Source organism: Exiguobacterium undae DSM 14481 (assembly GCF_000620805.1).
Lineage (GTDB): Bacteria > Bacillota > Bacilli > Exiguobacteriales > Exiguobacteriaceae > Exiguobacterium_A > Exiguobacterium_A undae.
This window is the reverse complement of sequence record NZ_KK211187.1, coordinates 1,211,870-1,236,068: the sequence shown is the minus strand read 5'-3', so window position 1 is coordinate 1,236,068 and position 24,199 is coordinate 1,211,870. Positions and strand designations below refer to the sequence as shown.

Here is a 24,199-nt window from a genome sequence, read left to right as displayed (position 1 = left end):
CGTCCCCCTGTTCGTGTTTGATCCTCGTTCTTTCAGACGATTTTCTTAAAGGCAGCGATATAAAATCCATCTGTTCCAAATGATGTTGGTAACAATTTCAGTTCCGCCCGGTCGCCGATCAACGATTGAACGGCTTCCGGCATCCGCGTTTTGAACGTCTCGTCAAACTCATAGCCTTGACTCAGGATATATTCTGTCTGCTGTTCATTCTCGACGGGATCAATCGTACACGTCGAATAGACAAACGTTCCGCCCGGCTTGACTAGTGGCAGGACCGCTTCGATGATTTGACGCTGGATGACCGGCAGCTGAGTGAGATCTTCCGGACGTTTCGTCCATTTGATATCCGGCTTCCGGCGAATGACGCCCAGTCCGGAACACGGTGCATCCACTAAAATCCGGTCAAACGATGCTGCTTCGAACCGCGTACCGGCTTGGCGCGCGTCGAGCACTTCCGTCTGAACCGTCTCTAACCCTAAGCGCGTTGCTTGTTTTTCGAGTAACTTCACTTTATGCGGATGAAGATCAAGTGCCGTCAACGAACCGGTCGTCAGTCCTTCTGCGATATGCATCGCTTTCCCACCTGGTGCGGCACAACTGTCCAAAACCCGGTCAGAAGGTGCTGCTCCGACTGCGGCAGCAACCAGCATTGAACTTTCATCTTGCAACGACAGATAGCCGCGCTCGAGTAAGTCGGTCTGTTGGACACTTCCACTGACGATTTCCAGACCATCCGGTGCTGCATGCGCTGGTTTTGCCGTCACTCCTTGTTCTTCCAGCAGTTGAATCAACTCTTGTCTATCGGCACGGGTCCGATTGACACGTACGGTGACAGGAGCCGGTTCATTGTTCAGACGACAGATCTTCCAAGTCTCTTCTTCTCCAAACAGGTCGATCCAGCGCTCGACGAGCCAGACCGGATGACTTGTTTCGATGCTGATTCGCTTGACTGTCGAAGAAATGGCTGCAAAATCAGGCTTCCCTGTTCGAAGCACATTGCGTAAGACACCGTTGACGACTTTGGCGATATGCGGTTTGCCGCGGGTCTTGGCAATCTCCACCGCTTCATTGATGACCGCGTGATCCGGAATCCGGTCTAGATAAAACAGTTGATACACACTCATCCGCAATAACGGACGCATAAAGGGATCCAATTTTTTTTGCGAAGCCAGAAACGGCTCCAAAATATAGTCGAGTGTCAATTCCCGGCTGAGTGTGCCGTAGACCAGTTCTGTATATAAGCCGACATCCGCTTTCGCGATGGCACGCTTCTCAAGCATCTGGTGAACGGAAATCGTCGAAAACGCTCCGCCTTGTCCAATTTTTAATAAGGTTGTGACTGCTGCATCCCTGACGTTCATGCTTGTTCGCCTACTTTCTGTCCAATCGTCAATGTCTGTCCGACACCACGCATGAACGTTGCACCGTCCATTCGCTTTTTCCCGGCCGGCTGGACGTCGATTAATTTAAGTGCGACGTCGGAACCGGTCGCAATGACCGGTCCATCCGCTTCCAAGGCAATGATTTCTCCAGCGGTTCCGTTACCTGGTACTTTTTCAGCAAAATAAACTTTCAGACGATCGCTTCCAAGCGTCGTATAGGCGCTTGGGAATGGATTCATCCCGCGAATTTGGTTGTATAAGTCTTCACCCGGTCGGGAAAAGTCCAATCGTTCCCGTTCCCGGCTGATGTTTGGCGAAAACGTGACGGCGTCTTCTTGTTGTGCTTCCGGTGTCAACGTACCGGCAATCAACTGCGGTAACGTTTCGATCAACAACCGGGCACCCGCAGCACTTAATTTATCGAACATCGTGCCTGCTGTATCCTGTTCTTCAATCGGGACGATGATTTTCGATAACATATCCCCTGCATCCAAGCGATCGACCATGTACATGATCGTGACGCCGGTTTCCGTCTCTCCATCGATGATTGCTTGATGAATCGGAGCACCTCCACGGTACTTCGGCAACAAGGACGCATGGACATTGATGGCGCCAAACTTTGGTGCCTCAAGGACGGCTGTCGGAACGATTTGTCCGTACGCCGCCGTGATGATCAAGTCTGGCTTCAAATCAAGCAGATCCTGATAGTCTTCGCGGATTTTAGTTGGTTGCAACACCGGAATGTCGTGTGCGAGTGCCACTTCCTTGACCGGTGTCGGTTTGATTTCACGTTTGCGACCCACTGGTTTATCGGGTTGCGAAACGACACCGACGACGTCATATCCGGCATCGATGACTTCTCGTAACGTATTGGCGGCGAAATCCGGTGTCCCCATGAAGACGACACGTGGAGACGCTTCGGTTTCCACTAACTTATCGGTAAATAACACGCCGTCCAGATGATCCATCTCGTGCTGAATGGCCCGTGCAAAAAAACCATTCGCTTTAATTTTGACACTTCGTCCCAGACGGTCTTGCGATTTCACGACAATCTGTTCAAAGCGTTCGACGGGTCCGAAAACACCCGGCATGCTCAGACACCCTTCATCATCGATTTGTGAACCACTTGCTTCGATGATTTCCGGATTGATCAGCTCGATTGGTCCCGTCTCATCATCCGTATGGACGACCGCGACACGAATCGGCTGATTGACTTGTGGAGCCGCCAGTCCGACACCATCGTATTCGTACATCGTATCGAACATACGATCAATCATTTTTCCTAACTTTTTATCAAACTTCGTCACCTTTTGGCAGGTTTGACGCAACACTTCATTTGGTACTTCTATAACTTTGTACATATTGCCACCTCACATGAATACAAATGGATTTAGATCCACTGTTACTTGGACTTTTTGTTTGATGCGTAACGCAAGCATCGCACGGAGTGCCTCCCGCACGTCTTCCTGACCTTTATGTTTTAAAATCACCTGTTGCCGGTACATGTTCTTTAACCGGGCGAGCGGTGCCTCGAGTGGTCCGTTGACAATCAAGTCTTCTGATTCGAGATGCCGGAGTTCGCCGGCGATCGCTTCCGCTTCCGCCTGTGCTTCCAGCGGATGGGCCGCCGATATCGTCACCAATCCTAAAAACCAGAACGGCGGGTGACCGCCTAGTTTCCGTAACTGCATCTCCCGCTGATAAAATGTTTCATAGTCGTGCTGTTTGGCCGTTTGGATGACATAATGATCCGGATTATACGTCTGGATGATGGATTGTCCCGCGAGTGCACCACGCCCTGCCCGACCCGAAACTTGCGTGATCAGCTGAAACGTCCGTTCACTTGCCCGGAAATCCGGTATGCCGAGCGTTGCATCAGCCGCAATGACACCTACTAAGGTGACGTTCGGAAAATCCAGCCCTTTGGCAATCATCTGCGTGCCGAGCAGGATATTCCCTTCCCCTCGCTCAAACGCATTTAATAATTTTTCATGGGCCCCTTTACGGGACGTCGTGTCTTGATCCATCCGAATGATTTTTGCTTCCGGAATCAAATGGGCCAACTCTTCTTCGATTTTTTGTGTCCCGGTCCCGAACTGACGAATTTTTTTTGACTCACATGTCGGACATGTTTTGGGCATGGCTGCTTCAAATCCACAATAATGACACTTCAGACAATCTTGGTGTTGATGATACGTCAGATTGACGGCACAATGCGGGCATTGAAGCGTCTCACCACAATCACGGCAGAGAACAAATGTCGTATAACCACGACGATTCAACAGCAAGACCGTCTGCTCGCCACGTTCGATTCGTTGTTTGATGCCTTCGATAAGCGGCAGACTGAAGGGTGTTCGATTACCGCGTTCCAGTTCTTTTCGCATATCGATGATATCGACCGGCGGCAATTCGCCGCCAAATCGTTCTTTCAGCGGCAAATACCGGTACACCCCTTTTTGAGCACGGGCATATGTTTCGAGAATCGGTGTCGCACTTCCGAGGACAACCGGACACTGATGGTACGCCGCACGCCAACTCGCGACATCACGGGTGTGATACCGCGGATTTTCTTCTTGTTTGTATGTCGTCTCATGTTCCTCATCTAAAATGATGACACCGACATTCGTCAACGGTGCAAAAATGGCCGACCGGGCGCCGACGACGACATCGACTTCCCCTTGAGCGATCTTTCGCCATTCATCGTATTTCTCACCTAACGACAAGCCGCTGTGAAGAACGGCGACCCGTTCCCCGAACCGGCGTTTAAAACGTTTGACCATCATCGGCGTCAAACTTATTTCCGGTACGAGCAACATCGCTTGGCGCCCACGTTCTAGCATCGTGTGAATCGACTCCAGATAGACTTCCGTTTTCCCGCTTCCGGTCACGCCGTGGAGTAAAAAGGTACTTGTTTCGTCCGGTGTTGTAATGGCGTCGACGGCAGCTTGTTGCTGGTCGGTCAATCGCGATGGCACAAAGATATCTTGTACCAGATGTTCATATGGATTTCGATTCACATCAATCGTTTCGACGGCAATGACCCCTTTTTTCTCCAAACTGTTCAGGATGCTGACTGTTAAATCGAGTTCATGCATCACTTCACTCCACAAGACTGTCGGATGTTCAATCAAATGATTCCGTAACAGCAGTTGTTTCGTCGCTTGTTTCGATAATTCAATCGTCGGGTCGACTAAACGAATCCGTTTATCGGTTTTTGATGTTTTCTTTTCTTTGACAATCGGTTGCAGGTGCAACTCCCCTTGCCGGGCGGCCACTAAAATCTGTTGTTGGATCTCACTTGGAAACTGACTGATTTTTTTCTGATGCCAGCTCGAAAATCGTGGCGTTTCCGTCACAATCAGTTTATCATAACTGACTTTTAAGGCGGCCGGTAACATCGCGAGCAGCGCTGTCGCCTGATAGCACAGCGTCGTATCCGAAAGATAACTGGACAGTTCAAGCAATTCTTCCGTATACGTCGGCGTCTCATCCAAAACCCGGACAATCGGCTTTGTCCGGGCGAGTTCCGTCTCGGCTTTTACCGCCACGACGATACCAAGTAAGGCACGTGGACCAAACGGTACCTCGACACGCATCCCCGGGACGACGAGATCGCGCCATAACTCCGGCACTTCATAGTCAAAGGGTCGGTCAACCGTTGCCGCTGCAACGTCGACGATGACTTCGGCAATCATCGGAGCGCCTCAGCGAACTGGGCCATCAAGTCTTGCGCCAACCGGGTTTTCGATTGTTGATCGTAATGAACAATCTGATCCTCTTTGCCGTATACCGTCACCTGATTTTCGTCACTCGAAAAACCGATTTCCGGACGCGATACATCATTGGCAACAATGAAGTCCGCCTGTTTCCGGATCAACTTTTGCTTGGCATGACTTTCGAGATTTTCGGTTTCTGCCGCAAATCCAACAAGAATTTGCTTACTTTTCCGTTCCCCAAGTGTGCGCAGGATATCGGTCGTCTCTTCCAACTCAATCCGTAACGGTCCATCCATCTTTTTTTGTTTCCGGTCGTATTGGATCGTCGGACGGTAGTCGGCAACGGCCGCTGCCATGATGACCAAATCCTGTTTTTCGTAGTGAGCAAGCATCGCTTCGAGCATCTCTTCGCCAGACTCGACGGCAACCGTCGTTACTCCGGCCGGCAATGTTCCACGAACCGGACCATGAACAAGCGTCACAGTTGCTCCCGCGTCACGGGCTGCTTCTGCGAGCGCGATGCCCATCTTGCCGGATGAATCATTCGTCAAGTAACGGACGGGATCAATTCGTTCAACGGTCGGACCGGCACTGATCAAGACGTGACGATCTGCTAATTTTTTTGTTTCAAAAAGTCCGGATAATGTCTCGACGAGTTCCTCAGGTTCCGGCAACCGTCCTTTTCCGACCCAACCACATGCCAAATTCCCGACGCCTGGTGCAATCAAGTGGACTCCGTCTGCCATCAGCCGTTCCATATTACGCACCGTTGCCGGATGTTCCAGCATATTGACGTTCATTGCCGGGGCTACGACGACCGGACAGGTTGCCGCCAAAATCGTCGTCGTAATGAAGTCGTCGGCAATGCCGTGGGCAAGTTTGGCAATCAAATTGGCGGTTGCAGGAGCAACAACGATCAAATCTGCTTCATCCGCCAAATCGATATGTGCAATTTTGGATGCATCATGCTCGATGAAGACATCATCATAGACCGGTTTCCGTGTCAACGCTGCAAACGTCGTTTTTCCGACGAATTGTTGCGCATTTTTAGTCATCGCGACCTGAACACTCGCGCCTGCCTGAACCAATTTCGATGCCAAGGCAGCCGCTTTATACGAGGCGATTCCCCCTCCGACACATAATAGGATTTTACGATTCGTTAGCATGATGAACTCCTCCTTATTGAAAAAAACAGCCACAATGAGGAGTGGCTGCTTCAAAATTAGTCTTGCGGTTGGTTCGTAACCACGACTTCACCAGAAAAGAGTTCTTCGAGCGCTTTTCCGACTGGTTTGTATGATTTCGGGTTCGCTACTTTCACACGTTTCCCGTCTTGGATTTGACGTGCACGTTTTGCTGCGACCGTCACGATTGTGTATTTCGAAGGGACCGTCTTTTGAAGCTTGTCTACTGATGGATATAACATGTTATTTAACCTCCATGGCTTTTTTATACAAGGACGCGACGCGTTCCCGGCTACAATGTTCTGCGGTGACGATTGCTTGAATTCTGTCACAGGCTTTGTGGATTTCATCATTCGTGACGACGTAATCATAGGCATCCATCATTTCGATCTCTTCTTTCGCAACGAGCAGACGCTGTTTGATGACTTCTTCTGACTCCGTTCCACGTCCGACAAGGCGGTTACGAAGTTCCTGTAGACTTGGCGGCGCCAAGAACAGAAAAACAGCTTCAGGGAAATGTTCCTTGACCTGCATCGCACCTTGTACTTCAATCTCTAAGATGACATCTTTTCCTTCATCTAAGATTTTGTTGACCCAATCAACGGGTGTTCCATAATAATTCCCTACGAATTCAGCGTATTCCAGCAATTGATTGTTGGCGATCATACCCTCGAATTCTTCACGTGTCTTGAAGAAATAATGGACGCCGTCCACTTCTCCTTCACGCGGTTGGCGTGTCGTACATGACACGGAATAATGTAAATCATTGTCTTCATCTTCGCGTAAGGCACGGCAAACCGTTCCTTTACCAACCCCACTCGGACCAGACAATACAAGTAATAAGCCACGCTCTTTAAAAATCACTTCAGAACCCCTCCATCTAACAAACTTCACATTGTTTCATATTAGCAGTAGAGACGGGAAGTTCGCAAGTGGTCTTTTTCAGCTCGACTGCTTAATCATACCATAACAAGGCGGTTTCTGTTACCTTTAGAAAGTGGAAACGAAATCAAGAAAGAAGGTAATTTCATGGCTTTTGATGGATTAATGACGACACGGGTCGTCCGTGAACTCCAACCGCTCGTTGGCGCACGCATCAATAAGATACATCAACCGTACGCACTCGATTTGATTTTCAGTGTCCGGGCAGATCGAAAAAATGTGACCTTGCTTGCATCGGCCAATGCGATGTATGCCCGTCTGCATCTGACGTCGGAGTCAACCAGTAACCCAAGCGAACCGCCGATGTTTTGTATGATGCTCCGGAAACATCTTGAAGGCGGGTTCATTGAATCGATTGAACAACTCGGGCGCGACCGGGTCATTCTGATGCGCGTCCGCTCGCGGAATGAGCTCGGTGACGAGGAAGCGAAAAAATTATACATCGAACTGATGGGACGTCACTCCAATATTTTATTGACGGATGGTCAAGATAAAATCTTAGACGCCATCAAACATCTCCCGCTCAGTCAAAACACGTTCCGGACCATCATGCCGGGTCTGCAGTACCAGTTACCGCCGGAGCAGGACAAAGTCGATCCATTGACCGGTGATATCGAACAAACGTTGCACCGGATCGACTGGAACGCCGGAAAAATTGATCGTCAATTGTTAGGTCTGTTCAGTGGTTTTTCACCGCAAATCACGGCAGAAATCGTTGCCCGGGCGGGACTTGCGAACCGGTCGTCGCTCGCAGAAGCAATCCGGTCCGTTCTCGGTGAACTGACGGGACCTTATTATTTACAGCGGCTTGCGAACGGCAAGGAACGGTTCTCTCCCGTCGCCTTGCATCATGGAGACGTCGTCGAAGAGAAAACATTCTCATCCAGCGGTGATGTCCTCGATGCCTTTTTCCACCAAAAATCCAACCGGGACCGGGTCAAACAACAGGCAGCTGATTTAGAACGGTTCATCAAAAGTGAATACGATAAGAATATTCTCAAACGTTCCAAGTTGGAGCGCGATCTCGCTGCCACGGAAAAGATGGACGAACTTAAACATAAAGGCGAGCTGTTGACGACCTATCTCTATCAGTTAGAACGCGGCATGAAAGAAGCCACGGTCGTCGACTACTACGATGAGGACGGCAAAGAAATCACGATTGCCCTCGATCCCCGCTTCTCACCGAATGAGAACGCCCAACGTTACTACAAACGCTACAACAAACTGAAGACCGCGAAAATCGAGGTCGCGAAACAACTCGAGAAAAACCAACTCGAGATTGATTATTTTGAAGGGCTGCTCGCCCAGCTTGATGTCGCTTCTCCGGACGATATCCGGGAAATGCGTGAAGAACTCGTCGAAGAAGGCTATGTCCGGGAACGCAGTAAAAAGAAAAAGAAACCGCTTGTCCCAAAACTTGAAGCCTACCAATCATCGACAGGCATTCCGTTTTTCGTCGGAAAAAACAACAAGCAAAATGATTATGCGACTTTTAAATTCGGACGCCGTTCGGAAACTTGGTTGCATACAAAAGATATCCCCGGTTCACACGTCATCATCCGCAGTGAACAGCCGGACGAGACGACACTGAAGGAAGCCGCCATCGTCGCTGCGTATTATTCGAAAGCCCGCGAATCGAGCCAAGTCCCGGTCGACTTCACGGAACTCCGTTATGTGAAGAAGCCGAGCGGGGCAAAACCCGGGTTTGTCATCTACACGGATCAAACGACGCTTTATGTCACACCGGACGCCGACCTTGTGCAGTCGCTTCGGACCATTTAAACACAAAAAAAGCGCCGTCCTGTTTAGCCTTTTTCCACAAAAGAGCAAACTGGGACGGCGTTTATTTCATTTTTTCGAGTTGTTCACGGTAATCGAGCAGATGACCGTTGATGATGTCTTTGACTTCACTGATTTCTTGATCGAACGTAAACATCGGTTGGTTGCGCTCATGTGAAAAAATCACATCGTAATGATGGCTGAGCAGAAAATCGATTTCCTGTCCTAACGCTTTTTCCTGTTCTTCCGACATCGGCAAATCCCGGTGACTGGCGATGCTTTCGAGTAACAACAACAACTTATCTTCCAAGTCAACAAGCTGCTTCAGTTGAATGAAGGCCTCACTTTGACCACTTGCGACCAGAGGATATTTTTGGTCTTCTTGTAACATGATGATCATCTCTTCATGTTTTAAGACTTGTTTTCGAACAGCCAGTAGTTTCGAATCATCCTTGACCAGGCTGCGCCAATCTTCCATTAATTGTTTTGTCGTCTTTTTAACGAACAGCAACAAACGGTCTTCGTAGTGTGGCGGAAAGACGATATAGTTGACCGCGACGGCTGATAAAACACCGACGACTGTCAATAAAGAACGGGTCAGCGCGTAATGCGCATAATCGCCTGTCGGGCTTTCGAACATCAGCACGATGGCAAATGCCGCAAACGTCGACATGTCCGTCCGTCCGATCATCGAATTAAACACAAGCGATACGATGACGGCGAGCCCGATCGTCAATGGATTGGCGCCGAGCGTCGCGACGACGGCCAATCCACACACTAAACCAAGAATCGTTCCGAAAATCCGATTAAAGACGATTTTAAACGAACGGTGGATCGTCGGTTGCATCGCTACGATCGCAGCAACGGCCCCCATGCCCGAGTAAATTCCAAATACATACCACGAAAAACCGAGGGCAATCGCGACAGCAATTCCGGTTTTGATTGTCCGGAGACCTACACGAAACTGGAGTTTCACTCGAGTGTCACCTGCCCGACTTCACTTTCCACGGTGACTTCCGGTTTTTCCTGTTTCGACAATTCAAATAAGGCGACATCGTCCTCTTTTTGTTTCGTGTAGCGGTCGGCCGCTTTGATGTCTCCTTCTGTCGTGACGGCAATCGTTCCGGCGGCTTTGGCCGGTTTCAAACGGATTGCACCGTCGATTGTCGAGACGTTCAGACTGAGTTTAGCTCCGTATGCAGCTAAGTTAACCGATTCGCCCACTACGTCCGCATGAACGGCATTCATGTTTTCCACCTGGACTTTTCCCCGTCCGGTCAAGGAAATGTCGTCAGCATCGATTTTATTCAAATCCATCGTCCCTGCCGTCATTGAAATCGTTTTGGCAAAGACGCCCATTCCTTTTAACGATTCTGCTTCGACGTCAATTTGATTCATATAACTGGGCAAACCGACTTGAATCGTATAATCCCCGGGTTCTTCACTCGGACGATTGCCGAGACGTGCCGCAAATCCATCCCGTCCGGTGACCGTAAGTGTAGTGCCTGACGTACCAATCTTCAGTCGTTTTTGACTCGACGCACTGTCGACCAACTTCAATTGGACGTTTCCATCCGTGCTCCGGACAAAGTTAACCGTCGCGTTCGGGGCGTCGACCTGTAACGTTTTATACCGATTCGTCGTTTTGAACGATTCACCCCGCGATAAGGAATCCGTCGTCAAAAACAGTGTCACCGTATATAACAGGACAAGGCTCAAGACGACCGATCCATACACGATGACCGGACGGCGGATCGGCTTGCGCGTCCCGATCCGGTCAAATGATGCCGCCACCTTCCGTCGCTTGTCTTTCAGACGTGTAAATGACGATTGTTTCCGTTTCCGTTCCGTTCTGCTTGTATTCTCATCCATGGGTCTACCTCCATCCAATTCTCTCCCATTATTCCGAATATAGGATTCGTCTGTCAACATTCCTTCTTTATCATACGAAATTGTTCACATATTGCCATCGGGCGGAGGATGGAGCACAGCAAAAAACGAACACCTCTTCCTGCTTGATCAGAAAAAGTGTCCGTTTTGATGATCGAAGATCCTTCACATGGAAGGTCTCGCCGTATGTTAGAGTTCGATCAATGCGTCAATTTTTAACGCATGACCCGTCTGCCCTTGGGCTTCGAGATTCGCACAAAATGCCTCGGCGTCCTGTTTGATTAAATCAAACGTATCGTAATGGACCGGAACGACCGCTTTCGCTTGGAGCATGTCTGCTGCAACTAACGCATCCTCAGGTCCCATCGTGTAATTATCCCCGATCGGCAAGAAGGCGAGATCGATGTCATAATGGGCACCATAAAGCGCCATATCACCAAATAGTGCCGTATCTCCGGCGTGATAGATGACTTTGTCTTCAATCGTCAATAAAAATCCGGCAGGCATCCCCATATAGGTGATCGTCTGCTTTTCTTCATCGATGATGCTCGAAGAATGGAAAGCTTGCGTCATCTTGACCTTACCAAACGGAAATTCAAACTGTCCGCCGAGGTTCATCGGATGGACGTTCAATCCTTTAAAGCTGAGATAGGTCGCCAGTTCGTGTGTTGCGACAATCGTCGCCCCCGTTGCTTTCGCAATCGCTTCCGCATCCAACATATGGTCAGCATGCGCGTGTGTCAGCAAAATGAAATCCGCTTTGACGTCTTCCGGTTTTGTCATCGCTTGATCGTTACCGCTGAAAAAAGGATCAATGACGATATGTTGTCCGTTCGTTTCGATTGTGACGGTAGATTGTCCGTGATACGTCAACTTCATGTGAAATAACCTCCTGAGATTAATGATATCAACAGAAAGATTAGTTCCCTTCTCCCCACGCACATAAACCTTTCATCGCCGGTTGTAACGTGTAAGCGGCGTCTGTCAACCGGTACTCGACATGTAAGACGGCTTCGTCGAATTCAATCCGTTCGACCATTCCGAGCCGTTCAAGTTCCTTTAATTGATCGGTCAAGACTTTACGTGAAATACCCGGAATCGCACGTTGTAACTCTAAAAAACGTTTCGGACCGTCCTCTAACGTGCAATATAATTGTGGACGCCATTTTCCGCCGATGATGGCGAGCGCCCGATTGACTGGAAATTGTTCTGTCGTCATTGTTTCTGTCTCTCCTTCAAGTAGTTACTTCAAAGTGCGTACTATGCAGTCGAGTGTATCGTAAGTTATCGTTGTCGTAAATCAAAATGCAAAGGAGATCGATGTTATGACCTATCCACGTAATTTTTCACACATCGGACTGTCCGTCCCGAATTTAGAACAAGCCATTTCTTTTTACTCAGAGGTGATGGGCTGGTATATCATCATGGAACCATCTGATGTCGTAGAGGATGATTCGCCGATCGGCGTCATGTGCACGGATGTATTCGGAGCAGGCTGGGGGAAATTCCGGATCGCACATATGGCGACGGGTGACCGGGTCGGGATCGAGTTATTTGAGTTCCCGAACAATGAACAACCGGAAAACAACTTTGAATTCTGGAAAACAGGTATTTTCCATTACGCGATCCAAGATCCGGACATCGAAGGCATGGTCGAAAAAATCGTCGCGCACGGCGGCAAACAACGGATGCCGATCCGTGAATATTATCCGGGCGAAAAACCTTACCGCATGGTGTACTGTGAAGATCCGTTCGGCAATCTCGTTGAACTCTATTCCCACTCGTATGAACTCACGTATTCGGAAGGAGCATATTAATCATGAAAGCATGGCTCAATGAAACGGGAACGTCGGTCGAAAACTGGATTTACACGGACATCGATACGCCTACACCGATGACGGGCGAAGCCTTGATTCGTGTTCAAGCCGTCGCCTTGAATCCAGTCGACTATAAAGCGACAAAAAATCCGGCTTGGACCTATCCGCATATCCCGGGTGTTGATTTGACCGGTGTCGTCGAACAACTTGGACCGGATGTGACGGACGTTCATCTCGGAGATCGTGTGGCCATCCATACGAACTTACAAAAAAACGGGGCCTTCGCAGAGTATGTCACCGTTGACGCCCGGGCTTTGGCTAAAATTCCGGAAGCTGTCAGTTTCACGGACGCAGCTGCCATTCTGTGTGCCGGAATGACGGCCTATGAAGCGATTTTCCAAAAGATGAATACGACGGATAAAGAAACGATCCTGATTCATGCCGGTGCCGGCGGTGTGGGTGGTTTTGGGATTCAGCTCGCGAAACGCCTCGGACTGCAGGTCGCGACCACCGCGTCTGCTGACAATCATGACTGGGTCAAACGTTTAGGTGCTGATCTTGCGATTGATTACCGGAACGAAGATGTTACGCAGGTGATCCGCGACTGGACGAACGGCCGTGGGGTCGACTTGATCTTAAATACGGTCGGTCGTCAGGAAGCAACCGATGATTTGGACCGTCTCGCATTTTCCGGTCAGTTGGCTTACATCGCCGGAGGTCCCGATCTGTCCGTCGTCACACCGTTCACGTTGTCGCCGTCGATCCACGAAGTCGCACTGGCCGCTGCCTACGCAAGTGAAAATGACCGCGCGATCCGCAATCTAGGTCTGATGGCATCGGAACTGTTACAGCTTGTCGCAAGCAAACAACTCGATCCCCTCGTGACGAAAGTCGTTGCCGGATCGGAGATTGCCGACTACCTTGAATTGTTGTCGCAACGTCACGTCCGCGGAAAAATCATCGCGACGTTCTGATTGAGTATGCTGGATATACAAAAAGCAGATGCCCTTCCTTGGTTCAAGGATGGGCGTCTGCTTTGTCATGCAGTCAGCGGGTCATTGGTATTTTGGACGTTTTGTAATTTGAACCGAACGTCCGACAAGTTCAAACCCGATCGCTTGATAAATCTTATTGGAAGTCGGATTCGACCAATCCGTGTACAGCGAGACCATCGGATAGTTGGTCAACAAATGATCCGACAGACAAGCGACCAAATAAGACGCAATCCCCTGTTTCCGCCATTTTTGAGGGGTAAAGACATATGAAATCGTCACACCGGAAGCAGTTGGCCGACTCGACGAAGCCATCGCAAGCAGCTGTCCGCCGTCGAACAGACCAAACAACGTCCCCGCCTCGATATGTTTTCGAATCGTCTGTTCATTTTTCAGCCGGCTGCGCTCCGTCGCGGGCAAGGCCCCCGTCTCTTCGATGAATGCCCAGCCGAACCGAACCGCATCCTCCGTAAACGACGGCTCAATCAAACCGAATCTATACTCAAGCGCAGCAGGCGGAATCACGTTTCGCAACGTATAAATCCCCTGGTCCATCTTGATTCGAAAAGGACTGTGCGATGCAAGCAACGGTTCAATGATCGTCTGCTCTCCGATGTATCCCGGACAGTTCAGAATCCGGGATAATTTCCGGATTCCATTGTATGTAAACGCGTCTCCCGCCAAGATGGCTTGCTCTTCAATCGTTTGAAGCACAACGATCGTCCGGTCTCCTTCTCGCGCGATGGCCATTAAAATCGGGACATCTCCTCGCTCCAGGATTCCGAGCGGCAGTTGATGAATATCCGAGCGCTGCTCAAGCAATGGAACGGCAATCTGCTTAAAACTTTCGTAATCACGGTAATGAGTCAACATCTGAAAAACAACTCCTTTTCTCTTTTTTAGTGTATCAAAAAAAGAAGCGGCTGACTCCTTCCTCTCGTTTTTTGACGGAATCGCCTGGAGCAGAATCATCCACGAGACAGAAAAACACTCGTTGTACGCACTGGCAATAAAACAGCGTGCGACAGACGAGTGATTTCTTATACCATCAATTTTTTTCAGTTGCCGCCATGAACGCCTCACTCCACTTGACCGGATCAACCGCCCAGTCCTGCAGATGGTCCTGTTCTTCGCGGGAAATGTACGTGGTCGCGACCGCCGTTTCCAGCAATTCGGAAAATGTCAGTAAGGCATCCGCTTGAACGCGGGCCGCTTCTAGGTTTTCCATTAATCGTGTCATTCCATACGAGAAAATCGCTTGAATCCGCACGACCGTCGCACCTGCTGCCTCGACCGCTTGTGTCGCTTCAATCGAGGACATGCCGGTCGACAATAAATCCTCAATGACGACGACGCGTTGTCCTGCTTGAATCCGTCCTTCGATTTGATTGCCTTTGCCGTGTGCTTTCGCACTGCCCCGGACATACACCATCGGCAATCCGAGCCGTTCTGCGACCAGTGCCGCATGAGGAATTCCCGCTGTCGCCGTTCCGGCAATCACATCGACCTGAAGCGGTTTGATGCGTTCTGCGAGCAGATCCGCAATCAACGTCCGGACGGCGGGACTCGACAACGTCAATCGGTTGTCACAATAAATCGGTGAGCGTAGACCACTCGCCCACGTATAGGGTCTGTTTGGTGCAAGTGTCACGGCTTCGATATCGAGTAGCGCTTTTGCGAGTTGATTCATGCTTTGATCCCCTTCCATTGTGTCAGTACCATTTCATACATCTGTTTCGGATCCGCTGCCTGTGTGATGGCACGTCCGATGACGAGATCCGTTGCACCAAATTGCCGTGCATCCGTGACGGTCGCAACCCGCTTCTGGTCATTTGCGTCCGTCCCGGCTGGTCGAATGCCCGGTGTGACCAATTGGAACCCCGTCCGACAAATGGGTTTAAGTGTCGGTGTATCGAGGGCCGAGCAGACGACGCCGTCTAGTCCCGCCTGTTCCGCTTGTTGCGCATAATGCGTCACTACCTGATCCATCGCATGGGGAATCATCAAATCGGTCAACATCGCCTGATCCGTTGACGTCAGTTGGGTGACCGCAATCAAACGGGTCGTCGGGGAGGTTTCCCGCAATCCTGCGAGTGCCGCCCGCATCATCGCCTCTCCACCCGCCGCATGGACATTCGTCAGTTCGACACCCAGTTGACCCAGAATCCGCATTGTACGGCGCGCTGTTTCTGGAATGTCGTGAACCTTCAAATCCAAGAACACGGCATGTCCTTGTTCTGTCAATCGCCGGACAAACGCAGGACCCTCAGCATAGTACAGTTCCATGCCGACTTTAACCGCCGGACGGTATGGTGCCAGTTGATCCAAAAATTGTTCGACCTCTGTTGCTGATTGAAAATCAAGCGCGATGTAAAGTTGCCCCATATGCTTTCCCCCTGATGTCTAGAATGTGTTCGATTCCTAATTCATCCATCCGTTTCGGCAGAGCTGAAATCAATTCCTGACAGATGAACGGATTAACGAAATTTGCTGTCCCGACCGCTACGGCGGACGCGCCCGCATAAATCATCTCAAGAACATCATCCACTTCCATGACACCGCCCATCCCGATAATCGGAATTTCGACGGCTTGAGCGACGTCGTGAATCATCCGGACGGCCACCGGTTTGATTGCCGGTCCGGACAGACCACCGACGCGATTCGCCAATATGGGTTGCCCTGTCCGGACATCAATGCGCATGCCAACGAGAGTATTGATCATCGTCAGTCCATCCGCCCCTGCTTGTTCAACGGCCTGCGCCATGTCGACAATCGACGTGACGTTGGGCGACAGTTTCACATAAACCGGTTTGTCCGAAACGGCTTTGACCCGTTTCGTCAGCTCCGCTGCCATCCTCGGATCCGTCCCGAATTGCATCCCGCCGGATTTAACGTTCGGGCAGGAGATGTTCAGTTCAATCGCTTTAACGACCGGATCTTGACTGATTCGTTTCGTGACGGTCTCATACTCTTCCGGCGTCGAACCGGCAACGTTCGCAATGATTTCCGTATCAAATTGGCCAAGGAACGGCAATTTCTTGGCGATGATACCGTCGACGCCCGGATTTTGTAAGCCGATGGCATTGAGCATGCCCATCCCGCTCTCCGCGACGCGTGGTGTCGGATTACCGTACCGTTCTTCACCGGTCGCCGCCTTGATCATGATGCCGCCTAAGATCGACAAATCGTATAGTTTTGCAAATTCTTCGCCAAATCCAAAACAGCCGGACGCCGGGATGATCGGATTTTTTAATTGGAGACCGGGTAAATTAACCTGTAAACGACTCATAGGATCACCTCTTCCGCCCGGAAAACCGGACCGTCGGAGCAGGTCTTAACGTAGTGTCCATCCGGTGTCGGACAGACACACGCGAAACAAGCCCCAATGCCGCAACCCATTCGATTTTCAATCGATAAAAATTTATGCGTGATCGGAACGTGTTGAATCGACCGCAACATCGGTTCCGGTCCGCAGGCAAACAACGTGTCAAACCGATTGGGTTCAAGTGCCGCGGTCACAAATCCCTGAACACCGGCTGTCCCGTCGACCGTCGTGACAGTCGTCGGACCAAGCGCTCGGAATTCGTCTTCATAAAACACGCTGTCCGCCGTATCAAATCCAAGAATCGCCTCACAGGAAATCCCCCGTTCCACGAGTTTTCGCATCGTGTAGTAAAGCGGTGGTACGCCGATTCCGCCGCCCACCAGTACAATCCGGGCGTCGGGCGCGACGTGCTGGACCGGAAACCCGTTTCCGAGCGGACCGAGAGCATCGATCTGATCTCCCGGACGTAACTGGGCGAGTTCTTTTGTCCCTTGACCGATTTCCTTGAACAAAAAGGTGATCAAGTCCCCTTCGACGTTGGCGATTGAAATCGGGCGGCGTAACAGGGGACCGACCCGTAAGTGCATGAAACGTCCCGGTTCGATAACCGTTGCGTCAGGCAGACGACAGACTAACTCTGTCGCTCCCTTCGCGATTTGCCGGCGTGTCACGACTGTCAACATATGGATCATCGGGTCACCGCCTTTTTCATGTAGTCGAACGGTTGGATGGCGCTGGCTTCAAAGGATAAACTTTCGATGACACGCAACAAGGCTTCTGCCGTATCCAGTGACGTCAGACAAACGACATTGTTTTCTGCCGCCGCGCGACGAATGATGAAGCCGTCTTTTGTGACTTGGGAGTCACGGCTCATCGTATTGATGACATACTCCACTTCTGCTTTTTCAATGACATCAAGCATCGACCCTTTTTCCGAACCGATTTTTCCGACGACTTGAACACGCAACCCGTTTTCTGCCAGGAAACCGGCGGTGCCCGTCGTCGCAAGAAGTGTAAACCCAAGTGCCGTGAATCGTTTTGCGAGATCCAGCATTTCGTGTTTGTCCTGATCCGCGACGGTCATCAAGACGCGACCGTGTTCCGGAATCGCCATTCCAGAGGCGAGTAGTCCTTTGTAAAGTGCTTTCTCGAGTGTCCGGTCGGTTCCGATGACTTCGCCGGTAGACTTCATTTCCGGTCCGAGCGACGGATCAACTTCTTTTAACTTCGCAAACGAGAAGACCGGCACTTTGACGGAGACAAGGGCTTCTTCCGGTAAGACACCACTCGTTAATCCATAAGAAGCAAGCGTCTCTCCTAAAATGACGTTCGTCGCAAGTCGGGCAACCGGTAATCCGGTAACCTTTGAGATGAACGGGACAGTACGACTCGCCCGTGGATTCACTTCCAAGACATACAATTCACCGTCTGCGAACACGAATTGGATGTTGAGCAGTCCTTTGATCCGGAAGGCTTTGGCGATCCGTGTCGTATAATCGACGATCAAATCCTTGATCGCTTGCGGCACCCGTTGCGGAGGATAGACACCAATCGAGTCCCCCGAGTGAACCCCGGCGCGTTCGATATGTTCCATGATCCCCGGTATGACGACATCGTCCCCGTCGCAAATCGCATCTACTTCCAGCTCCATCCCGGTCAAATACCGATCGACAAGGACCGGACGTTCCGGCGAGGCGATGACGGCGTGTTTCATATAGTGTTCCAGTTCCTGCTGTCCGTACACGATTTCCATCGCACGTCCACCAAGGACATAGGACGGTCGGACGAGCACTGGATAACCCAGCCCGTTTGCCGCTTCTGTCGCTTCTGCTACCGTAACGGCTGTTTTTCCGGGTGGCTGAGGAATGTTGAGTTGCGTCAGAGCAGCTTCAAACTGTTTCCGGTCTTCTGCCCGGTCTAAGTCTTCCAGTGATGTTCCAAGGATATTGACGCCTTCTGCTTCCAGCGATTCCGCCAGATTGATTGCCGTCTGTCCCCCGAACTGAACGATGACACCAATCGGCTGCTCATTCCGGATGACTTCCAAGACATCTTCCGTCGTCAAGGGTTCAAAATACAGGCGGTCGGAAATCGAGAAGTCCGTCGAGACTGTCTCCGGATTATTGTTGACGATGATCGCTTCATAACCCGCTTCACGAATCGCTTGAATTGAATGGACGGTCGCATAATCAAACTCAACGCCTTGTCCGATCCGAATCGGTCCGGAACCTAACACGAGGATCGACGGCCGGGTAGTCGGCATCGCTTCATTTCCGACTTCGTACGTCCCATAATAATACGGTGTGTCCGAAGCAAATTCAGCAGCACATGTGTCGACCATCTTATAGACCGGATGCAGTCCGGCATCTTGTCGGACATGGCGGATTTCCCTTTCCGTCTGTCCGGTCAGCCGTGCGAGCATCACGTCACTGAAGCCGTAGCGTTTGGCATGACGGAGGCGTTCCTCGGTCAATCCGTTTTCGATGATGTCCTGCTCGATCCGGTAAATATGGTGCAGTTTTTCAAGAAAGAGCCGATCGATGTTCGTCCACGCGTGTAACTGTTCAACAGAGTAACCGCGTTCGATGCCCGCATATAAAGCAAATAACCGCTCGTCCGTCGCTTTGACGATTTGCTGGTGTAATTCCGCTTCCTCCATGCCGCCAAACCGCGCCATATGGAGATCCGACTGGCCGATTTCCAGAGAACGAACTGCCTTGAGCAACGCTTCTTCCATCGTTCGTCCCATCGCCATGACTTCGCCGGTCGCCTTCATCTGTGTACCGAGTGTCCGGTCCGCTGATTCGAATTTATCAAACGGCCAGCGGGGAATCTTCGCGACGACATAGTCGAGTGCCGGCTCAAAAGAGGCGAAGCTTGTTTCCGTAATCGGGTTTTTTAATTCAGATAAGGCGTAACCCACCGCGATTTTTGCGGCTAATTTTGCAATCGGATAACCGGTTGCCTTAGAGGCCAGCGCCGACGAACGGGAGACCCGCGGGTTGACTTCAATGACGTAATACGTGAAGCTCAACGGATCCAGCGCAAACTGGATGTTACATCCCCCTTCGATGCCGAGTGCCCGGATGATATCGAGTGAGACGTTGCGCATCATCTGGTAGTCCCGGTCGGACAACGTTTGTGTTGGTGCAAAGACGATTGAATCGCCGGTGTGAACACCGACCGGATCAAAGTTTTCCATCGCACAGACGATGATGGCTTGGTTCGTCGCGTCCCGCATGACTTCGAATTCGACTTCTTTCATGCCGGCAATCGATTTTTCTAGCAAGACTTGTGTCGCCGGACTGGCCTTCAGTCCTCCTTCGACGATGCGGATGAACTCGTCCATCGTCTCGGCGATGCCTCCGCCTGTTCCACCAAGTGTATAGGCGGGACGGATGATAATCGGGAGACCGATTTTTGCACAGAACTGTTCTGCTTCTTCCACCGTATGGACGATTTCACTTTCCGGCACACCATGTCCGAGTCTAAACATCAGTTTTCTGAACAAATCACGATCTTCCGCTTCCTCAATGGCGGATAATTTTGTCCCGAGCAGTTCGACGCCATATTCTTTCAAGACACCAAGACGGTCGAGTTCGACGGCAAGATTCAGACCCGTTTGTCCACCGAGCGTAGCAAGTAAGGCATCCGGACGTTCTTTTCGGATGATCCGGGCAACGAATTCTGCTTGGAGGGGTTCGATGTACACCCGGTCCGCAACCGTCGGATCCGTCATGATCGTCGCTGGATTCGAGTTGACAAGTACGACTTCATACCCTTCTTCCTTCAAAGCTTGACAGGCTTGTGTTCCCGCGTAATCAAATTCTGCTGCCTGTCCGATCACGATTGGACCGGAACCGATGACGAGTATCTTCTGAATATCTTGACGTTTAGGCATGAGTGACCTCCTGTTGGTTCGTGATTTCTGTTAAAAACTGATCAAATAAATCGTTGGCATCGGTCGGTCCCGGCGAAGCCTCCGGGTGATATTGAACGGAAAAGACCGGATGTTTAGTATGACGAATTCCTTCCACTGTCCCGTCGTTGATTGCCCGGTGCGTCAACGCGAGGTTCAATCCGGCAAGCGATTGTTCTTCCACGGCATATCCATGATTTTGTGACGTGATACTGACTTGACCGGTTCGGATCTCCTCGACCGGGTGATTCGCACCCCGGTGACCAAACGGTAACTTAAACGTATCTGCGCCATGCGCCAGGGCAATCAACTGATGACCGAGACAAATCCCGAAGATGACGACTTGCCCCGTCAATTCTTGAATCAATGGAATGGCCGTCGGGACGTCTTTCGGGTTCCCGGGACCGTTCGACAACATGACACCGTCCGGTACATAATGGAGGACTTCCTTCGCCGTCACGTCGTACGGTACGACGACGACTTCACATCCACGGCGGACGAGCTCCCGGACGATTCCAAGTTTTGCGCCAAAGTCCACGAGGACGATCCGGGGTCCGGCGCCGGGAATAACGTAAGCCCGTTCCGTCGAGGCTCGTTTCACTTGATCAGTCGCCAGTTGCAGCTGCCGAATCTGATCGAGCTGTTCCTGCAAGTCGTATGTCCCATCGACCAGTACACCTCGCATGACACCTTTTGAACGAAGATGGCGGGTCAACTGCCGCGTATCGATGCCGGTCAATCCGGGAATGTTGAATTCTGTCATCGCGTCGGAAAGCGAGGTCTGTGACCGGAAGTTCGACGGCGTATGGCAGATTTCACGGACAATCAGCGCTTTAGCAAGCGGTCGTGTCGTTTCATAGTCGTCCCGATTCATCCCGTAATTTCCGATTAACGGATTCGTTAACACAATCATTTGATCACAATAGGAAGGATCCGATAACATTTCTTGATAACCTGTCATTCCGGTCTGGAAAACGACCTCGCCCATCGTCACCTCGTCTGCTCCAAAAGCTTCTCCCTCAAACACCAAACCATCCTCTAAAATCAACGTCCGTTTAGACATGTGTCATTTCCCCCTTGAATACGATTTCTCCGCCAACGATTGTCAGGACCGGATAGCCGGTCAGATGTTCTCCGCGAAACGGTGTGTTTTTCCCCTTTGAGAAGAACTGCTCCGGTTCGACCGCACGGCTTGTCTGCAGATCCAGCAAAACAAGATCGGCCGGCGCCCCGACTTCGATCCGTCCATACGGCAGTTCAAACAATTCAGCAGGTGCTGCCGACAACCAGTCGATGACCCGCGCAAGCGGCAGGATTCCCGGTTCGACCAGCTTGGTGTAAAGCAACGCGAATGCCGTTTCAAAACCGGTGATGCCAAACGGGGCACGTTCAATGCCGAGTGCTTTTTCGTCTGCCGCATGGGGTGCGTGATCCGTTGCGATACAATCAATCGTCCCGTCCAGCAAGCCTTCGATCAGAGCCTGGCGATCCGCTTCGCTGCGAAGTGGCGGGTTCATCTTGAAATTTGGATCCCGTCCGATGATGTCGTCTTCCGTCAATACTAAATGGTGGGGCGTGACTTCCGCCGTCACCCGGATGCCTGCTCGTTTCGCATCCCGGATCACCCGGACCGATTCTTTTGTCGAGACGTGGCAGACATGATAATGGCAGCCGGTCGCTTCGGCAATCAAGACATCCCGTGCGATGTGAATGCTTTCCGCAAGTGACGGGATGCCTTGTAGTCCTTCCCGTTTGCTGTAAGTGCCTTCGTGGACACACCCCGCCTTGAGCGAATCATCTTCACAATGGGCGACGATGCTTTTATTCAGGGCCGCAGCCCGGGTCATCGCTTCGCGCATGACGGCGGCGCTTTGGACACCGACTCCGTCATCCGTAAAAGCAAAGGCATCGGTCAACTGTTCAAACGCGACGAGTTCCTGCCCTAGCTGATTTTTTGAAATCGCCGCATAAGGGAAAACACGGACAGAGGCCGTTTCCTCAATTTTTTTAAACAGTGCGTCCAGCGTTTCCCGGTCGTCCGGCACCGGACGCGTGTTGGGCATCGGACAGATTGTCGTAAAGCCGCCTGCAGCCGCAGCCGCTGTGCCCGTCGCAATCGTTTCCTTGTGCTCGCCGCCCGGTTCACGTAAGTGGACGTGAATGTCGACGAAGCCCGGCGCTACGAGATAGTCGTTCGCATCAATCACATGGTCCGTTTCCTTCGGTGTCGCATCCAGTTCCGTAAACAGTCCGTTTTCGATTCGGATGCTCGATTGTTGCCGTTCACCGTTTTTATACCACGTTGCATGATCAATTCGAATTGCCATCTTATATCGTCTCCTTTGTTGTCGGCTCATCAAAAGCCCGTTCTAAAATCGCCATCCGTGCAAAAACACCGTTCGTCATCTGGTCAAAAATCCGCGATTGAGCATGTTCCACAAGTTCTTCGGCAATCTCGACACCCCGATTGACCGGTGCCGGGTGAAGGACGATGGCTTCCGGACGAATCCGTGCCATCCGTTCATGCGTCAAACCATACCGTTGATGGTAGACCGTCGCCTCAAACGACTGGTCGTCCAAGTGACGTTCATGTTGCACACGCAACAGCATGATGATGTCACTGCTCGTCAACGCTTCATCGATTTCTTGATACGCAATGCCTAACGTGTCGTCGAACCATTCACGGGGACCTGATCCGATGACCGTTGCCCCCAATCGTCGCAAGACATGTGCATTGGATCGCGCGACACGGCTGTGTCTAAGGTCTCCGCAGATGACAATCGTTTTCCCGGTGACATCCCCAAACGCTTCATACATCGTCATCAAGTCGAGCAACGACTGTGACGGGTGTTGGCCGCTCCCGTCGCCGGCGTTGATGATCGGAATCCGGAGCTGTTCTTGTAAGCGTTCGTAGTAGCCGGTCTCGCCGTGACGAACGATAAGTGCGTCGACCCCGATCGCTTCCAGCGTCTTACAGGTGTCGAGCAACGTTTCGCCTTTTTGGACGGAGGACGTCGCTGTTTCAAACGGCAGGACGTGCAGTCCGAGGTGATGTTCCGCCATTTCAAATGAACATTTTGTTCGTGTCGAGTGTTCGAAAAATAGGTTGGCGACTGTTTTGGTTACCGTCCTGTGCGGCGAAGCCCCTTGCTTTAACTCTAATCCGCGGGCAATCAACCGTTCAATTTCAACCGTTGATAAATCATCCAAACTGACGAAATGTGAAATGCGTTGCTGTGTCTGCATCTTATTC

At 51.1% G+C, this 24,199-nt stretch carries 22 protein-coding genes; 3 read left to right on the top strand and 19 right to left on the bottom strand.

Translation table 11 applies throughout. The features are described from left to right. Positions 1-32: 32 nt before the first annotated feature. The 6 genes from rsmB to gmk are packed head-to-tail and all read right to left on the bottom strand — an operon-like array spanning position 33 to position 7,143. The gene (rsmB, locus tag P397_RS0106875) at positions 33-1,361 is read right to left on the bottom strand and encodes a 16S rRNA (cytosine(967)-C(5))-methyltransferase RsmB (RefSeq protein ID WP_028106000.1); all 1,329 of its coding nucleotides are present in this window, start codon (positions 1,359-1,361) and stop codon (positions 33-35) included. Next, positions 1,358-2,743, bottom strand: a complete 1,386-nt coding sequence (gene fmt, locus P397_RS0106870; RefSeq protein ID WP_081776952.1) for a methionyl-tRNA formyltransferase — start codon at positions 2,741-2,743, stop codon at positions 1,358-1,360. The genes rsmB and fmt overlap by 4 nt, the downstream gene beginning before the upstream one ends. Positions 2,744-2,752: 9 nt before the next feature. Beyond that, a complete protein-coding gene (gene priA, locus P397_RS0106860) occupies positions 2,753-5,077 on the bottom strand; it encodes a primosomal protein N' (protein ID WP_028105999.1) in 2,325 nt (774 codons plus the stop codon). Next, the gene (coaBC, locus tag P397_RS0106855; RefSeq protein WP_028105998.1) at positions 5,074-6,264 is read right to left on the bottom strand and encodes a bifunctional phosphopantothenoylcysteine decarboxylase/phosphopantothenate--cysteine ligase CoaBC; all 1,191 of its coding nucleotides are present in this window, start codon (positions 6,262-6,264) and stop codon (positions 5,074-5,076) included. Before coaBC ends, priA begins: the two co-directional genes overlap by 4 nt. Before the next feature lie 56 nt (positions 6,265-6,320). Further along, positions 6,321-6,524 (bottom strand): DNA-directed RNA polymerase subunit omega, encoded by a 204-nt coding sequence (gene rpoZ / locus P397_RS0106850; protein WP_012370799.1) that lies wholly within the window; start codon positions 6,522-6,524, stop codon positions 6,321-6,323. A 1-nt stretch (position 6,525) separates the two neighbouring features. Next, the gene (gmk, locus tag P397_RS0106845) at positions 6,526-7,143 is read right to left on the bottom strand and encodes a guanylate kinase (RefSeq protein ID WP_174544509.1); all 618 of its coding nucleotides are present in this window, start codon (positions 7,141-7,143) and stop codon (positions 6,526-6,528) included. A 168-nt stretch (positions 7,144-7,311) separates the two neighbouring features. Between gmk and P397_RS0106840 the strand changes: the two genes are divergently transcribed. Next, entirely contained in the window at positions 7,312-9,006 is a 1,695-nt protein-coding gene (locus tag P397_RS0106840; protein ID WP_028105997.1) for an Rqc2 family fibronectin-binding protein, read from the top strand. A gap of 61 nt (positions 9,007-9,067) precedes the next feature. Here P397_RS0106840 and P397_RS0106835 read toward each other — a convergent pair whose 3' ends face one another. The 4 genes from P397_RS0106835 to P397_RS0106820 form a co-directional block, all read right to left on the bottom strand. Next, positions 9,068-9,979: an FUSC family protein gene (locus tag P397_RS0106835; RefSeq protein WP_028105996.1), complete on the bottom strand. Its 912-nt coding sequence runs from the start codon at positions 9,977-9,979 to the stop codon at positions 9,068-9,070. Further along, positions 9,976-10,875: a DUF4097 family beta strand repeat-containing protein gene (locus P397_RS0106830; RefSeq protein WP_026832585.1), complete on the bottom strand. Its 900-nt coding sequence runs from the start codon at positions 10,873-10,875 to the stop codon at positions 9,976-9,978. The genes P397_RS0106835 and P397_RS0106830 overlap by 4 nt, the downstream gene beginning before the upstream one ends. A 207-nt stretch (positions 10,876-11,082) precedes the next feature. Then, positions 11,083-11,772 carry a metal-dependent hydrolase gene (locus tag P397_RS0106825; protein WP_028105995.1) on the bottom strand — a complete coding sequence of 230 codons (690 nt, stop codon included), beginning with the start codon at positions 11,770-11,772 and terminating at the stop codon, positions 11,083-11,085. 40 nt (positions 11,773-11,812) lie between these two features. Further along, positions 11,813-12,112 (bottom strand): winged helix-turn-helix transcriptional regulator, encoded by a 300-nt coding sequence (locus P397_RS0106820; protein ID WP_026832583.1) that lies wholly within the window; start codon positions 12,110-12,112, stop codon positions 11,813-11,815. A gap of 106 nt (positions 12,113-12,218) precedes the next feature. Between P397_RS0106820 and P397_RS0106815 the strand changes: the two genes are divergently transcribed. Both P397_RS0106815 and P397_RS0106810 read left to right on the top strand, forming a co-directional pair. Then, positions 12,219-12,710, top strand: coding sequence for a lactoylglutathione lyase family protein (locus P397_RS0106815; protein WP_028105994.1), 492 nt, complete (start codon positions 12,219-12,221; stop codon positions 12,708-12,710). 2 nt (positions 12,711-12,712) lie between these two features. Beyond that, positions 12,713-13,684, top strand: coding sequence for a zinc-binding dehydrogenase (locus P397_RS0106810; RefSeq protein ID WP_028105993.1), 972 nt, complete (start codon positions 12,713-12,715; stop codon positions 13,682-13,684). Between the two features lie 81 nt (positions 13,685-13,765). Here the strand turns inward: P397_RS0106810 and P397_RS0106805 are convergent, their stop codons facing one another. The 9 genes from P397_RS0106805 to P397_RS0106765 all read right to left on the bottom strand — a co-directional run bounded on the left by P397_RS0106805 (position 13,766) and on the right by P397_RS0106765 (position 24,174). Next, positions 13,766-14,575, bottom strand: coding sequence for a GNAT family N-acetyltransferase (locus tag P397_RS0106805; RefSeq protein WP_028105992.1), 810 nt, complete (start codon positions 14,573-14,575; stop codon positions 13,766-13,768). A 175-nt stretch (positions 14,576-14,750) separates the two neighbouring features. Beyond that, a complete protein-coding gene (pyrE, locus tag P397_RS0106800; protein WP_028105991.1) occupies positions 14,751-15,392 on the bottom strand; it encodes an orotate phosphoribosyltransferase in 642 nt (213 codons plus the stop codon). Next, positions 15,389-16,087, bottom strand: a complete 699-nt coding sequence (gene pyrF, locus P397_RS0106795) for an orotidine-5'-phosphate decarboxylase (protein ID WP_028105990.1) — start codon at positions 16,085-16,087, stop codon at positions 15,389-15,391. Before pyrF ends, pyrE begins: the two co-directional genes overlap by 4 nt. After that, positions 16,062-16,991 carry a dihydroorotate dehydrogenase gene (locus P397_RS0106790; RefSeq protein WP_028105989.1) on the bottom strand — a complete coding sequence of 310 codons (930 nt, stop codon included), beginning with the start codon at positions 16,989-16,991 and terminating at the stop codon, positions 16,062-16,064. Before P397_RS0106790 ends, pyrF begins: the two co-directional genes overlap by 26 nt. After that, positions 16,988-17,719, bottom strand: coding sequence for a dihydroorotate dehydrogenase electron transfer subunit (locus P397_RS0106785; protein ID WP_028105988.1), 732 nt, complete (start codon positions 17,717-17,719; stop codon positions 16,988-16,990). The genes P397_RS0106790 and P397_RS0106785 overlap by 4 nt, the downstream gene beginning before the upstream one ends. After that, positions 17,716-20,928: a carbamoyl-phosphate synthase large subunit gene (gene carB / locus P397_RS0106780; RefSeq protein WP_028105987.1), complete on the bottom strand. Its 3,213-nt coding sequence runs from the start codon at positions 20,926-20,928 to the stop codon at positions 17,716-17,718. Before carB ends, P397_RS0106785 begins: the two co-directional genes overlap by 4 nt. Further along, entirely contained in the window at positions 20,921-22,009 is a 1,089-nt protein-coding gene (locus P397_RS0106775; RefSeq protein WP_028105986.1) for a carbamoyl phosphate synthase small subunit, read from the bottom strand. The genes carB and P397_RS0106775 overlap by 8 nt, the downstream gene beginning before the upstream one ends. Continuing rightward, entirely contained in the window at positions 22,002-23,273 is a 1,272-nt protein-coding gene (locus P397_RS0106770) for a dihydroorotase (RefSeq protein WP_028105985.1), read from the bottom strand. Before P397_RS0106770 ends, P397_RS0106775 begins: the two co-directional genes overlap by 8 nt. A 1-nt stretch (position 23,274) precedes the next feature. After that, complete coding sequence (locus P397_RS0106765) at positions 23,275-24,174, bottom strand: aspartate carbamoyltransferase catalytic subunit (protein WP_028105984.1); 900 nt, start codon at positions 24,172-24,174, stop codon at positions 23,275-23,277. Between the last annotated feature and the right edge of the window lie 25 nt (positions 24,175-24,199).